Source organism: Serratia sp. EC4 (genome assembly GCF_059652115.1).
Genome location: NZ_JBNIDE010000008.1, coordinates 81,596 through 95,679, shown reverse-complemented (window position 1 = coordinate 95,679; position 14,084 = coordinate 81,596). Strand labels below are relative to the sequence as shown.

Sequence of the window (14,084 nt, the reverse complement as noted above, 5' to 3'; positions counted from 1 at the left end):
GCGCCTTGTCGCTGCTTCGTGTGGTTGGTAAAGTAGGCGGATTTTATTTTCCGCCCCCAGCTTGCAGGATTATCCTTTCGTTATGTTTAAGAAATTTCGTGGCATGTTTTCCAACGACTTGTCCATCGACTTGGGTACCGCCAATACCCTGATTTATGTTAAAGGGCAAGGCATCGTACTGAATGAACCTTCGGTGGTTGCCATTCGTCAGGATCGTGCCGGCTCCCCAAAGAGCGTTGCGGCCGTCGGTCATGACGCCAAACAGATGCTGGGCCGCACCCCCGGCAACATCGCGGCTATTCGCCCGATGAAAGACGGCGTGATCGCCGACTTCTTCGTGACCGAAAAAATGCTGCAGCACTTTATCAAACAGGTTCACAGCAACAGCTTCATGCGCCCAAGCCCGCGCGTGCTGGTCTGTGTGCCGGTCGGCGCAACCCAGGTTGAACGCCGCGCGATCCGCGAATCCGCCCAAGGGGCCGGCGCGCGCGAAGTGTTTCTGATTGAAGAGCCGATGGCGGCGGCGATCGGCGCAGGTCTGCCGGTCTCCGAAGCGACAGGCTCCATGGTGGTGGATATCGGTGGCGGTACCACTGAAGTGGCGGTGATCTCGCTGAACGGCGTGGTGTACTCCTCTTCCGTGCGCATCGGCGGCGACCGCTTCGATGAAGCGATCATCAATTATGTGCGCCGCAACTACGGCTCGCTGATCGGCGAAGCCACCGCCGAGCGCATCAAGCACGAAATCGGTTCTGCCTATCCGGGCGACGAAGTGCGCGAAATCGAAGTCCGCGGCCGTAACCTGGCCGAAGGCGTACCGCGCGGCTTTACTCTGAACTCCAATGAAATCCTCGAAGCCCTGCAAGAGCCGCTGACCGGCATCGTCAGCGCGGTGATGGTGGCGCTGGAGCAGTGCCCGCCAGAATTGGCCTCCGACATTTCCGAACGCGGCATGGTATTGACCGGCGGCGGCGCGCTGCTGCGCAACCTCGATCGCCTGCTGATGGAAGAAACCGGCATCCCGGTCGTAGTGGCGGAAGATCCGCTGACCTGCGTGGCGCGCGGCGGCGGCAAGGCGTTGGAAATGATCGACATGCACGGCGGCGATTTGTTCAGCGAAGAATAGTCAGCCCCTGGAAGGAGGAATCGTATCGGATGAATGCGCACAGCGAGAATCGGGTACGGTTCCTCTTTCTGTTGTCGAGGAACTCGCATAATTTATGAAGCCGATTTTTAGCAGGGGGCCTTCCCTGCAACTGCGACTTTTTTTGGCGGTGATTGCGGCCATTGGCCTGATCGTTGCCGACAGCCGGCTCGGCACGTTCGTGAAGATACGCAACTACATGGACACCGCAGTCAGCCCTTTCTATTTTCTGGCCAACGGGCCACGTAAAGTTTTGGACAGCGTGTCAGAGACGCTGGCCACCCGCCAACAGCTGGAGCTGGAAAACCGCGCTCTGCGGCAGGAACTGCTGCTGAAAAACAGCGATATTCTTCTTCTTGGCCAATTCAAGCAGGAAAACGCCCGCTTGCGCGAGCTGCTGGGTTCTCCGCTGCGTCAGGACGAACACAAGATGGTCACCCAGGTGATCTCCACCGGTTCCGATCCGTATAGCGATCAGGTGGTGATCGACAAAGGGTCGGACAACGGCGTCTATGAAGGCCAGCCGGTCATCAGCGACAAGGGCGTGGTCGGTCAGGTGGTGGCGGTGGCGAAAGTCACCAGCCGCGTGCTGCTGATCTGCGACGCCTCGCATGCGCTGCCGATCCAGGTGCTGCGCAACGATATTCGGGTGATCGCCGCAGGCAGCGGCTGCGCCGACGATCTGCAACTGGAGCATCTGCCGAACAACACCGATATCCGCGTTGGCGACGTGCTGGTCACCTCCGGTCTCGGCGGCCGCTTCCCGGAAGGCTATCCGGTGGCGGTGGTCTCCTCGGTCAAGGTCGACAACCAGCGCGCTTACACTGTGATTCAGGCGCGGCCGACCGCCGGTCTGCAGCGCTTGCGTTACCTGTTGCTGCTGTGGGGCGCCGATCGCAACGGCGACATGCCGCTGCCGCCGGACGAAGTGCACCGCGTGGCCAATGAACGCCTGATGCAGATGATGCCGCAGGTGCTGCCGCCTGCCGGTTCCGTCGGGCCGCAACTGCCGGCTCCGGCCACCGGGGTGGCGCCGCAAACCACGGCTCCGGCCTCTGCTCAGCCTCAGGTTCAGCCCGCGGCGGCGGGGGTGGTGCAATGAACAGCTACCGCAGCCACGGGCGCTGGATAATCTGGCTGTCGTTCCTGGTGGCGTTGGTGCTGCAAATCATGCCGTGGCCGGAACAGATCTACATGTTCCGGCCTTCCTGGCTGGTGTTGATCCTGATCTACTGGGTGATGGCCTTGCCGCACCGGGTCAACGTCGGCACCGGCTTCGTGCTGGGGCTGATCATGGATCTGATCCTCGGTTCCACGCTGGGCGTGCGCGCGCTGGCGCTGGGCATCATCGCCTATCTGGTGGCGTTCAAATTCCAACTGTTCCGCAATATGGCGCTGTGGCAACAGGCGCTTATCGTCGTGCTGCTGTCGCTGTCGATGGATGTGGTGGTGTTCTGGGCTGAGTTTTTAGTGATCAACGTCTCTTTCCGCCCAGAGGTGTTCTGGAGTAGTGTGGTAAACGGCATTTTGTGGCCGTGGTTATTCCTGTTGATGCGCAAAATCCGCCGTCAGTTCGCCGTACAGTAAGGGTATATCAATGACTTCGCTTTATCTGGCCTCCGGCTCCCCACGTCGACGTGAACTGCTGACCCTGCTGGGCGTGTCGTTCGACATTCTGCTGACGCATACCGAAGAGCAGCGCCGGGAAGGCGAAGCCGCGGAGGCCTATGTGCGCCGCCTGGCGCAGGACAAGGCCAAAGCGGGCGTGGCGCTGGCGCAGGAAGATCGGCCGGTGCTGGGCGCCGACACCATCGTGGTGCTCAACGGCCGGGTGCTGGAGAAGCCGCGCGACGAAGCCCATGCGGCGGACATGCTGGCGGCCCTGTCCGGCAAGCAGCATCAGGTGATGACGGCAGTGGCGATCGCCGATCGCCACGACGTGCGTTGCCAACTGGTGGTGACCGACGTGACGTTCCGCAGCCTGTCACAACAGGATATCCGCGACTATATTGCTACGGGCGAACCGATGGATAAGGCGGGCGCCTATGGAATTCAAGGAAAGGGTGGTTGTTTCGTCAGAACGATAACCGGGAGTTATCACGCAGTGGTTGGTCTGCCGCTGGTCGAAACACATGAGCTGCTCAGTAATTTTGTCGCATTACGTGATGTAAGAACCGGTTGATGGGCGCTGCCATTATCGACCGGCTCTGAGGAGAAGGCATGACAGCTGAGCTACTGGTTAATATCACACCGTCTGAAACGCGGGTCGCCTATATCGATGGCGGCATTCTGCAAGAGATCCATATCGAACGCGAATCCAAACGCGGCATCGTCGGCAATATTTATAAAGGGCGCGTCAGCCGCGTCCTGCCGGGCATGCAGGCGGCGTTCGTCGACATCGGCCTGGACAAGGCCGCCTTCCTGCACGCCTCCGACATCATGCCGCATACCGAATGCGTCGCCGGCGACGAGCGGAAAAACTTCCACGTGCGCGACATCGCCGAGCTGGTGCGCCAGGGGCAAGACCTGATGGTGCAGGTGGTGAAAGATCCGCTTGGCACCAAGGGCGCGCGTCTGACCACCGATATCACGCTGCCTTCGCGTTATCTGGTCTTCATGCCGGGCGCGGCGCACGTCGGCGTGTCGCAGCGCATCGAAAGCGAAGCCGAGCGCGAGCGCCTGAAGGCGATCGTGGCGCCGCACTGCGACGAGCTGGGCGGTTTTATCATCCGCACCGCGGCGGAAGGCATCGGCGAGGAAGAGCTGGCGCAGGACGCCGCATTCCTCAAACGCCTGTGGACCAAGGTGATGGAGCGCAAGAAGCGCAACCAGACCAAATACAAGCTGTACGGCGAGCTGGCGTTGGCGCAGCGCATTTTGCGCGATTTCGCCGGCGCGGCGCTGGATCGCATTCGCGTCGATTCGCGGCTGACGCACGATCTGCTGGTGGAGTTCACCGGCGAGTACATTCCGGACATCACCAACAAGCTCGAGCTCTATACCGGCAGCCAGCCGATTTTCGATCTGTACGATGTGGAAAACGAGATCCAGCGCGCGCTGGAGCGCAAGGTGGAGCTGAAGTCCGGCGGCTATCTGATCATCGATCAGACCGAGGCGATGACCACGGTTGACATCAACACCGGCGCCTTCGTCGGCCACCGCAACCTCGACGAAACCATTTTCAATACCAACATCGAGGCGACGCAGGCCATCGCGCGCCAGCTGCGGCTGCGCAACCTGGGCGGCATCATCATCATCGACTTTATCGATATGAACAACGAAGAGCATCGCCGCCGGGTGCTGCACTCGCTGGAGCAGGCGTTGAGTAAAGATCGGGTAAAAACCACGATCAACGGCTTCTCTCAGCTAGGCTTAGTTGAAATGACGCGTAAACGCACGCGTGAAAGCATTGAACATGTGCTCTGTCACGATTGTCCTACTTGCAATGGGCGCGGCACCGTGAAAACGGTGGAAACCGTGTGCTACGAGATCCTGCGCGAGATTGTGCGCGTGCACCATGCTTACGATTCCGATCGCTTCCTGGTGTACGCCTCCGCGGCGGTCGGCGAAGCGCTGAAGAGCGAAGAGTCGCATGCGCTGGCCGAAGTGGAGATCTTCGTCGGCAAACAGGTGAAGGTGCAGATCGAACCGTTGTACAGCCAGGAGCAGTTCGACGTCGTCATGATGTAGCCCGCCCGACATCGGTAGGGGCCCGGCATGCCGGGCCCGTCAGTGCATAGATATTCCCGTTGCCAGGCAGCGGAGCAAGGAGAACTGCGTGAGGCGACTGCCTGGGATTCTGTTAGCAACAGGCGCCACCCTAATCGTGATTGTGGCGCTGCTGATCAGCGGGCTGCGCCTGATGCTGCCGAAGCTGAACGACTATCGTCCCCAACTGCTGGCGCAGGTGGAGAAGCTATCCGGTGTGCCTGTGCAGATGGATTTCCTGCAGGGCAGTTGGGAAACCTTCGGCCCACAGCTTGAAGTGCGCAACCTGAGCGTTACGCTGCCCAAAAGCGATGTGCATATCGAACGCGTGACGCTGGCGCTGGACGTGTGGCAATCGCTGCTGCATTGGCGCTGGCAGTTCCGCGATCTGACCTTCTATCAATTCCGCCTCGATCTGAACGCCACGCTGGGCGGCGATCGTGAGGGCGACGGCCTTGAGCCCGGTAAAATCAGCGATCTGATGCTGCGCCAGCTCGACCATTTCGATCTGCGCGACAGCCGTATCTCGTTCCTGACACCTGCCGGCGCGCGCGCCGAATTCGACATTCCCCAACTGACCTGGCTCAACGGCCGCGATCGCCATCGCGCCGAGGGGCAGATCAGCCTGTCGACGCTGAACGGCCAACACGGCGTGGTGCAGCTGCGCATGGACCTGCGCGATAATCAGGGCCTGCTGGACACCGGCACGGTCTATCTGCAGGCCGATAACATCGACATGAAACCCTGGTTTACCCGCTGGCTGCGCGCCAATACCGGGCTGGAAAGCGCCGACTTCAGCCTGGCGGCCTGGCTGCAGGTGCAGAACGGCGAAATCGCCGGCGGCCATGCGTTGCTCAAGCAGGGGGCGGCCAACTGGAATACCGGCGCCGCGCAGCACCGGCTGGACGTGGACAATCTGGCGCTGTCGTTGCGCCGCCAGGGCACCGGTTGGCAGCTCGACGTGCCGCAGCTGCGGTTGAGCACCGACGGCCAGGCCTGGCCGCAGGGCGCGCTTTCCGCGCTGTGGCTGCCGGAAAACACCGAATTCATGGGGCCGGCGCAGAATGAAGAGCTGCGGGTGCGCGCGACTCACCTTCAACTGGAGCGCCTGTCGGCGCTGCTGCCGACCTTCTCGTTCCTCAGTCCGGACGCGCTCGAGCGCTGGAACGATCTGCAGCCGCAGGGGCAGGTGGCAGCGCTGGCGCTGGACATCCCGCTCAAGCAGCCGGAAAAGAGCCGTTTTCAGGCGCTGTGGCGCGATGTCAGCTGGCAGCGTTGGGAACTGCTGCCGGGCGTCAACCACTTCTCCGGCGCGTTGAGCGGCGGGGTGGAGAACGGCCGCCTGACGCTGGGGCTCACTGACAGCACCCTGCCTTACGGCGACATGTTCCGCGCGCCGCTTGAAATCAGCAGCGCGCGCGGCGCGCTGACCTGGCGTTACAACGACCAAGGTTGGGAGCTGGCGAGCCAGGGGCTGGACGTCAAGGCGAAGTCGCTGTGGGTCAACGGTGATTTCCGTTATCAGCAGCCGGCCAAGGGCGAGCCGTGGCTGAACATTCTGGCGGGCATCCGCCTGTATGACGGCGCCGACGCCTGGCGCTATTTCCCGGAGCCGTTGATGGGCAAGCATCTGGTGGACTACCTGGGCGGCGCCATTCAGGGCGGCCAGGTGGATAACGCCACGCTGATTTATTCCGGCGATCCGCAGCATTTCCCGTACCGCAAAAACGAAGGGCAGTTCGAAGTCTTCGTGCCGCTGCGTCACGCCACCTTCCAGTTCCAACCGGGCTGGCCGGCGCTGACCGATTTGGCGATCGATCTCGATTTCGCCAACGAGGGATTGTGGATGCATGCGCCGCAAACCCGGTTGGGCAAGGTGGCGGGCAAAAATATCAGCGCGGTGATCCCGGATTACCTGAAAGAGCGGTTGCTGATCGACGCCGATGTCGCGGGGGCGGGCAGCGACGTACATGATTACTTCATGCAGACACCGTTGCACGATTCGCTGGGGGCGGCGCTGGAGCAGCTGCAGATTGGCGGTGATGTCAGTGGGCGCTTACATCTTGATATCCCCCTGGACGGCGAGCAGGTCAGAGCCACCGGCGAAGTGGCGCTGAACAACAATTCGTTGCTGATAAAACCGCTGGAAAGCGAGCTGCAGAAGCTCAGCGGCAAGTTCCGCTTCGACAATGGCAATCTGGAGAGCGACACCCTGTCGGCCAACTGGTTCGGGCAACCGGTGGCGGTCAACTTCACTACGCAGGAAGGCGAGCGTGACTACAAGGTCAACGTCGGCCTGAAAGGAGACTGGCAGCCGGGCAAGTTCCCCGGCCTGCCGAAAGAGGCCGCCGATGCGCTCAGCGGCAGCGCGCCCTGGCAGAGCCAGGTGGCCATCACGCTGCCGCACCAAGGTTCGGCCAGCTACGATATCGGCCTTGACGCAGACCTGAAGAAAGTGAGCAGTCACTTACCTTCACCGCTGGACAAGGCGCCGGGCGAAGCGCTGCCGGTGAACGTCAAGGTCAAAGGCGGTTTGAACGGCTTCATGTTGACCGGCAGCGCGGGCAAGCAGAACCGCTTCAACAGTGAATGGAACTTCGACAAGAAACAGGTGAATCTGGCGCGCGCCGCCTGGCAAACCAACGGTGGCGGCACCCCGCCGCTGCCGGCCGGCAAATCGATGACGCTGAACCTGCCGGCGCTGGACGGCGAGCAATGGCTGGCGCTGCTGGCGCCGGCGCTGAAACAGGGCGGCGGCAGCGGTCAGGTGGGCGGTTTCAGCTTCCCCACCACCGTGGCGCTGACCACGCCGCAGCTGCTGTTGGGCGGCCAGGCCTGGCATAAGCTGACGCTGTCGGCCGAAAAACAGCTTGGCGCTACCCTGGTGAGCGCCAAGAGCGACGAAGTGGACGGCAGCCTGCGGGTGGCCGATCGCGGGCCGTGGCGCGCCGATATCAACTACCTGTATTACAACCCACAGTTCGCTGAGACGAAAAACGCGGCGGGCGCGGCGGCGCCGTCGACCGAGAAACTTTCTTTCCGCGACTGGCCTTCGCTGATGCTGCGCTGCAAGTCGTGCTGGGTGCTGGGGCAGAACCTCGGCAGGGTCGAGGCGGATCTGACCAATCGGGGAGATACCCTGACGCTGGATCACGGCCTGGTCGACACCGGCAAAGGGCGCATGAGCGCCACCGGCCTGTGGAAACAAAATGCGCAGGAAGAGCGCAGCTCGCTGAAAGGCAAACTGCTCGGCGGCAAGATCGATGAAACCGCCGCCTTCTTCGGCATCACTATCCCGCTGAAAGGGGCGCCTTACGACGTGGACTTCGATCTGTACTGGCACGGCGCGCCGTGGCAGCCGCAGGTGAATACGTTGAGCGGCGCGCTGCAGGTCAAGATGGGCAAGGGCGAGATCGACAGCATGGGCGGCGGCCGCGCCGGCCAGCTGCTGCGGCTGGTCAGCTTCGACGCCCTGCTGCGCAAGCTGCAGTTTGATTTCAGCGATACCTTCGGCAAAGGTTTCTACTTTGATTCCATCCGCAGCACCGCCTGGCTGAAAGATGGCATAATGCATACTGATAATCTATTGATCGACGGCCTGGCGGCGGACATCGCCATGAGCGGCCAGATCGATCTGGCGCGCCGCCGCATCGATATGGAGGCGGTGGTGGCGCCGGCGATTTCGGCGACCGTCGGCGTGGCCACAGCGTTTGTCGTCAACCCGATCGTCGGCGCGGCGGTATTTGCCGCCTCGCAGGTGCTGGGGCCGCTGTGGAGCAAGATTTCGCTGATTCGCTACCATATCGGCGGCGATCTCGACCAGCCGAAGATCAATGAGGTACTTCGTAAGGCAAAGGAGGATAAGGCGTCATGAGGAATGCTAACGTTGCGTTGTTGCAGTTGTGCAGTGGCGATCAGGTGCGCGATAACCTGGCCCAGATTGAACAGCAGATCAAGCAGCTCAATGCCGGGGTAAAACTGGTCATGACGCCGGAGAACGCGCTGCTGTTCGCCAACTCCGCGGCCTACCGCCAACAGGCGGAAAAACAGGGCGATGGCCCGCTGCAGAACGCGGTGCGCGAGCTGGCGCGCCGCTATGGCGTGTGGTTGCTGGTGGGCTCGATGCCCTTGATCAGCCGTGAAAACCCGGAACTTATCACCACCAGCAGCCTGTTGTTCGACGAGCAGGGCGAGATCCGCGCCCGCTACGACAAGCTGCACATGTTCGATGTGGACATCAACGATGCGCACGGCCATTACCGCGAGTCGGATACCTACCAGCACGGGCAGCACCTGACGGTGGTGGATACGCCGGTCGGGCGTTTGGGCATGACCATATGTTACGATCTGCGCTTCCCTGCGCTGTTCCAGGCGCTGCGGGCGCAGGGCGCCGAACTGATTTCGGTGCCGGCGGCCTTTACCCGGGTGACCGGCGAGGCGCATTGGGAAATCCTGCTGCGCGCCCGGGCGATCGAAAACCAGTGCATGATCCTGGCGCCGGCGCAGGTGGGGCGCCACGGGCCGACCCGCCGCACCTGGGGCCACTCGATGGCTGTCGACGGCTGGGGCAAGGTGCTGGCCGAGAACGCGGACGCCGTGGCGGCACTGAAGGTGCGTGTGGACGCCGCAAGCCTGAAAAATATTCGTGCGCAGATGCCGGTGCTGCAGCACAACCGATTCCAGACGTCGCTGACGGCGCCGTCTGACAAGCTATCCTCCAATCAAGAGTGAAACCATTATGAGCCTGACGTTTGTCAGTGAGCAGTTACTCGCTACCAACAAGCTGAGTCATCAAGACCTGTACAGGGTACTGGGTCAACTGGCAGAACGCCGTATCGACTACGCCGATCTCTATTTCCAGTCCAGCTATCACGAAGCCTGGGTGATCGAGGACGGCATCATCAAGGATGGCTCTTACAATATCGACCAGGGCGTCGGCGTGCGCGCCGTCAGCGGTGAGAAGACCGGCTTCGCCTATGCCGATCAGATCACCCTGAATGCGCTGCAGCAGAGCGCCCAGGCGGCGCGCAGCATCGTGCGTGAGCAGGGCGACGGGCGGGCGCATACCCTGGGTGAGATCGGTTACCGGGCGCTGTATCCGCTGCTCGATCCGCTGCAAAGTCTGCCGCGCGAAGAGAAAATCGCCCTGCTGCACCGCGTCGACAAGGTGGCGCGCGCCGCCGATGCGCGAGTGCAGGAAGTGAACGCCAGCATTACCGGCGTTTACGAGCAGGTGTTGGTGGCCGCCACCGACGGCACGCTGGCGGCGGATGTTCGCCCGCTGGTGCGCCTCTCCGTCAGCGTGCTGGTGGAGCAGGACGGCAAGCGTGAGCGCGGCTCCAGCGGCGGCGGCGGTCGTTTCGGTTACGACTATTTCCTGGAAACCGTCGACGGCGACGTGCGCGCCGATGCCTACGCCAAAGAAGCGGTGCGCATGGCGCTGGTTAATCTTGGCGCGGTGGCGGCGCCGGCCGGCAATATGCCGGTAGTGTTGGGCGCCGGCTGGCCGGGCGTGCTGCTGCATGAGGCGGTGGGCCACGGCCTGGAAGGCGACTTCAACCGACGCGGCACCTCGGTGTTCAGCGGCCATATGGGCGAGCGGGTGGCGTCCGAACTGTGCACCGTGGTGGATGACGGCACTCTGCACGGGCGCCGCGGCTCGTTGGCGATCGACGACGAAGGCGTGCCGGGCCAGTACAACGTGCTGATTGAAAACGGCGTATTGAGAGGTTACATGCAGGACAAGCTCAACGCGCGGCTGATGGGCGTCGCCCCGACCGGCAACGGCCGCCGCGAGTCCTACGCGCATCTGCCGATGCCGCGCATGACCAACACCTACATGCTGGCGGGCCAATCGACGCCGGAAGAGATCATCGCCAGCGTCGAGTACGGTCTGTACGCGCCGAACTTTGGCGGCGGCCAGGTGGACATCACCTCCGGCAAGTTCGTGTTCTCCACCACCGAAGCCTACCTGATCGAAAAGGGCCGTATCACCAAGCCGGTGAAAGGGGCGACGCTGATCGGCTCCGGCATTGAGGCGATGCAGCAGATCTCGATGGTCGGCAACGATCTGGCGCTCGATAAAGGCGTGGGCGTGTGCGGCAAGGAAGGCCAGAGCGTGCCGGTAGGCGTCGGCCAACCGACGCTGAAACTGGATACGTTGACCGTCGGCGGCACGGCGTAATCTTTCCTCAAGGGGCCGCGCGTTGGCCCCTCAACCATTCTCCATTTTGCGGCCTTTCTCGCATTCGTAACGCTAAGCGCGGCAGGACGCCGTAGCCTGCACGACATAATGGAATAAAATTGACGTGGCGAAAAAACAGATCACTACGAGAATGACGCGCCTGGCTTTATCCGCCCGGCATTGGCTGCTGGTGCTGGGGGTTCTCTCTCTGACGGGGTGCGCCCGTTCCGATGCGTTGTGGGGCGTGGTCGATAAGCTCTGCATGGCCAACTATCAGCAAAAGCGCGATCCGGCCCCGTGTGAGCAGATTTATATGCCGCAGGGGAAAGCGCAGGGCTTCAGCGTGCTGCAAAACCCGCGTTATCCCTATCACTTCATCCTGGTGCCGACGGCGCCGCTCTCCGGCATCGAAAGCCCGCAGCTGCTGGCCGGGGAACGGACGGACTATTTTGGCTATGCATGGCTGATGCGTTACCGGCTGGCCGCTGAGTATGGCGGGCCGGTGCCGGATGATATGTTGGGCATGGCGATCAACTCCGCTTATGGCCGCAGCCAGAACCAATTGCATATTCACCTGACCTGTCTGCGCGAAGATGTGCGGCGCCAATTGCAGGCGGAACGCCCCTACATACAGGAGCAATGGCGGCCTTTGCCGGATAAGTTGTTACGCCACACCTATTATGCTCGCCGCGTGATGCAGCCAGCCGTGATGGGCATCTACCCGATTAAGGATTTGGCGGATTATTTCCATCTGTCGCCGCCGCAGCTGGCGGAATATGGCGTGGTCGTCGTTCCGACGACGTTTGCCGGCCGGCAAGGGTTTATTTTGCTGGCCTCGAAGCGCGGCTGGGACGTCGGCAATCGCGCGTCGGTAGAATCGCTGCTGGATAAAGAGTGCGCGATTTTGCCGCGTTAATTGTGCTACATAAATGACGCAGGTGAGAGCGACGAGGCATCGCTCTCACCTTGTTGTCCCTACCTAAACCGCGCATCCCGCGTAAACAGGAAAGCGGCTTCCCGCAGGCGAGCGTCGGCTTCCGCCTGGGCCCCCTGATAGCGCAAGATCATGATCAGCGTGGCGTAGACGTTGGCGTCGATACGGCGCTGCAGATAGGCATTGGCCCACTGCCGATAGCCGGTCAACAGGGCATCATCACGTGTCTGGTTATAGACCAGCAGCGCGTGAGATTGCTCGTCGAACGTTTTGCGCTCCCGGTAGATCCAGGCGGCTGGCGGCGGCATCTGCTCGATGCTGTCGATGTTGGCCAGCATAGTGCGTTCCGACTGAGTGAGCGCGATGCGCCCTTGCCAGGCGAAGACCGCCATCGCCAGCACGCCGACCGCCGCCATCGCCACCGGCAGGCTCAGGGCTTTGGCGAACGGCAGCGGGCGGGGCTCGCCGGTTTGGCCGTCCAGCAACGCCAGCAGCAACAGAAACGCCAGCCAGTGCGGCGCAGACAGATAGAAAGGGTATTCCAGCTGGGTATGCACCAGCATTGGCAGCAGCACCAGGAACAGCCCGACGCGCGCGCCGTCCCGCTGCGCGCGATCCCGTTGCCAGGCGCATTTCAGCAGCAGCGCGCCGGCGGCGAGGACGATCATGATACCCGCCAGCGCCGGCAGACCACCCTCAACCCACCACAGCAGGATTTCATTGTGCGGATGCCCGGCGACTTCCAGCACTTCTCGCCAGGGCATTTCCTGCAGGCGGAAGTGCGCGAAGCCGTATTCAAAACCGCCGTAACCCCAGCCCAGCAGCGGCTTGGCCAGGATCATGGCGCCGACGTCGTGCAGCATGGTCAGACGCGCGCTGTTGGATAGCCCCCGACCGATCAGGCCGGTGTGACCCTCCAGACCGAAACCGGTGAACAGCACCGTGAGGCCGATCGCCATACCCAACAGCAGCGCGCCGCCGGCCCTGCGGCTTGCGGCCGGGCGCTGGCGGGCAAAACGCCACAGCAGCAATGCCGCCGCCAAGGCGCCGCCGAGCCAGGCGGCGCGCGACTGGATCAGCACCAGCAGGGCGGAGAAAACGGCCAGCAGCGCGAGCAGCGGGATTTGCCGCCGCCGCATCGGCGCAGAGAGGGGAGCAAGCAGCAGCCAGAGCGCCAAAGCCAGCCCGGTGGCGATAAAGCTGCCCAGCACGTTCGGTTGCTGAAAGACGCCGTAGACCCGGCTTCCGTAAGGGGATACCCACGCCAGCGCGGGGGCGAACAGTTGCAGAGCCGCCAGCAGCGCCTGAACGCCAGCGGCGAACAGCAGACCGTACAGCAATAGGTTGCGCTGCCTGGGGGTTAGGCGCAGCTGCAGGCAGGCGACATAGAACAGCCAACCGCCGAGCAGGCCGGCGCAGCGCCACAGGGCGTCTTCGCGCCACTCGGGGCGGGTATACAGCAGCGGCAGCGCCAGCACGGCGATGCCGAGCAGCAATAGCCGGGCGGTGGGGGTAAGCGAAAGGCGGATGCGACCCAGGCAAACGGTAAACGTCACGATCAGCGTAGTGAGCGCCATGACGCCCCAGGCCTGAATGTTTTGCGGCAACGCCAGACCGTCGCCGCCCATATTGGGATGATAGATCGGCAGGAGCGCCGTCATCCAGATCAGCAGCAGGGGCAGCACGGCGATGGTCGCTGCGTTAGCGGGAGATTTATCGGCCATGGTTAACCTGCCAAGGCCTGATAGCGTTTATTGAATGCATGTTTTGATTATTCCCTATCCTTTATCCTGATGTTGAAATGTGTGTAATGTTCAATTCGAAAATGTCTTACGGAAATTTAAGTCGTCTTCATGGTGAAGCGATAAATAATATTTGCCCTGAGAATGCGTGAGGCTGTGCGCCTAAAGAAAGGTTAAGCCGTATTTTTCACCCGCAAAAAGCATTTTTGTTTTTTCAAAAACAGACGCGCTATTTTCTCAAATCTATTGCGATTCAGTCAATTTTTAATCTAACTATTGTTTTTATTTATTAAAATCAGTTGGTTGGTCTTTGTGTTGGCGTGTGTGAATATCGTGAGGCATCCCGGCAATGGCCTATATCGGCAGGTAATG

General features: G+C 61.8%; 10 protein-coding genes. 9 read left to right on the top strand and 1 reads right to left on the bottom strand.

The features are described from left to right. The first annotated feature begins 82 nt into the window (after positions 1-82). The 9 genes from mreB to ACP39K_RS19555 all read left to right on the top strand — a co-directional run bounded on the left by mreB (position 83) and on the right by ACP39K_RS19555 (position 11,952). Positions 83-1,126 (top strand): rod shape-determining protein MreB, encoded by a 1,044-nt coding sequence (mreB, locus tag ACP39K_RS19595; RefSeq protein ID WP_003855260.1) that lies wholly within the window; start codon positions 83-85, stop codon positions 1,124-1,126. A 94-nt stretch (positions 1,127-1,220) separates the two neighbouring features. Then, positions 1,221-2,246 (top strand): rod shape-determining protein MreC, encoded by a 1,026-nt coding sequence (mreC, locus tag ACP39K_RS19590; protein WP_028127540.1) that lies wholly within the window; start codon positions 1,221-1,223, stop codon positions 2,244-2,246. Continuing rightward, positions 2,243-2,731 (top strand): rod shape-determining protein MreD, encoded by a 489-nt coding sequence (gene mreD / locus ACP39K_RS19585; RefSeq protein ID WP_004936918.1) that lies wholly within the window; start codon positions 2,243-2,245, stop codon positions 2,729-2,731. The genes mreC and mreD overlap by 4 nt, the downstream gene beginning before the upstream one ends. Positions 2,732-2,741: 10 nt before the next feature. Beyond that, entirely contained in the window at positions 2,742-3,326 is a 585-nt protein-coding gene (locus ACP39K_RS19580; protein ID WP_004936921.1) for a Maf family protein, read from the top strand. A 38-nt stretch (positions 3,327-3,364) separates the two neighbouring features. Then, positions 3,365-4,834, top strand: a complete 1,470-nt coding sequence (rng, locus tag ACP39K_RS19575; RefSeq protein WP_016930237.1) for a ribonuclease G — start codon at positions 3,365-3,367, stop codon at positions 4,832-4,834. Between the two features lie 88 nt (positions 4,835-4,922). After that, complete coding sequence (gene yhdP / locus ACP39K_RS19570; RefSeq protein ID WP_033639288.1) at positions 4,923-8,726, top strand: AsmA2 domain-containing protein YhdP; 3,804 nt, start codon at positions 4,923-4,925, stop codon at positions 8,724-8,726. Continuing rightward, entirely contained in the window at positions 8,723-9,583 is an 861-nt protein-coding gene (gene nit1, locus ACP39K_RS19565; RefSeq protein WP_033639289.1) for a deaminated glutathione amidase, read from the top strand. Before yhdP ends, nit1 begins: the two co-directional genes overlap by 4 nt. A gap of 7 nt (positions 9,584-9,590) precedes the next feature. Beyond that, positions 9,591-11,036, top strand: coding sequence for a metalloprotease TldD (gene tldD, locus ACP39K_RS19560; RefSeq protein WP_048797193.1), 1,446 nt, complete (start codon positions 9,591-9,593; stop codon positions 11,034-11,036). Between the two features lie 151 nt (positions 11,037-11,187). Next, positions 11,188-11,952: a CDP-diacylglycerol diphosphatase gene (locus ACP39K_RS19555; RefSeq protein WP_033639291.1), complete on the top strand. Its 765-nt coding sequence runs from the start codon at positions 11,188-11,190 to the stop codon at positions 11,950-11,952. 59 nt (positions 11,953-12,011) lie between these two features. Here the strand turns inward: ACP39K_RS19555 and ACP39K_RS19550 are convergent, their stop codons facing one another. Continuing rightward, positions 12,012-13,694 (bottom strand): PglL family O-oligosaccharyltransferase, encoded by a 1,683-nt coding sequence (locus ACP39K_RS19550; protein WP_497008772.1) that lies wholly within the window; start codon positions 13,692-13,694, stop codon positions 12,012-12,014. Between the last annotated feature and the right edge of the window lie 390 nt (positions 13,695-14,084).

Bases quoted from the DNA above. Each gene is read 5' to 3' on its own strand.
- mreB (WP_003855260.1), top strand. From the start codon at position 83: ATGTTTAAGAAATTTCGTGGCATGTTTTCCAACGACTTGTCCATCGAC.
- ACP39K_RS19550 (WP_497008772.1), bottom strand. From the start codon at position 13,694: ATGGCCGATAAATCTCCCGCTAACGCAGCGACCATCGCCGTGCTGCCC.
- nit1 (WP_033639289.1), top strand. From the start codon at position 8,723: ATGAGGAATGCTAACGTTGCGTTGTTGCAGTTGTGCAGTGGCGATCAG.
- ACP39K_RS19555 (WP_033639291.1), top strand. From the start codon at position 11,188: ATGACGCGCCTGGCTTTATCCGCCCGGCATTGGCTGCTGGTGCTGGGG.
- ACP39K_RS19580 (WP_004936921.1), top strand. From the start codon at position 2,742: ATGACTTCGCTTTATCTGGCCTCCGGCTCCCCACGTCGACGTGAACTG.
- rng (WP_016930237.1), top strand. From the start codon at position 3,365: ATGACAGCTGAGCTACTGGTTAATATCACACCGTCTGAAACGCGGGTC.
- mreD (WP_004936918.1), top strand. From the start codon at position 2,243: ATGAACAGCTACCGCAGCCACGGGCGCTGGATAATCTGGCTGTCGTTC.
- mreC (WP_028127540.1), top strand. From the start codon at position 1,221: ATGAAGCCGATTTTTAGCAGGGGGCCTTCCCTGCAACTGCGACTTTTT.
- tldD (WP_048797193.1), top strand. From the start codon at position 9,591: ATGAGCCTGACGTTTGTCAGTGAGCAGTTACTCGCTACCAACAAGCTG.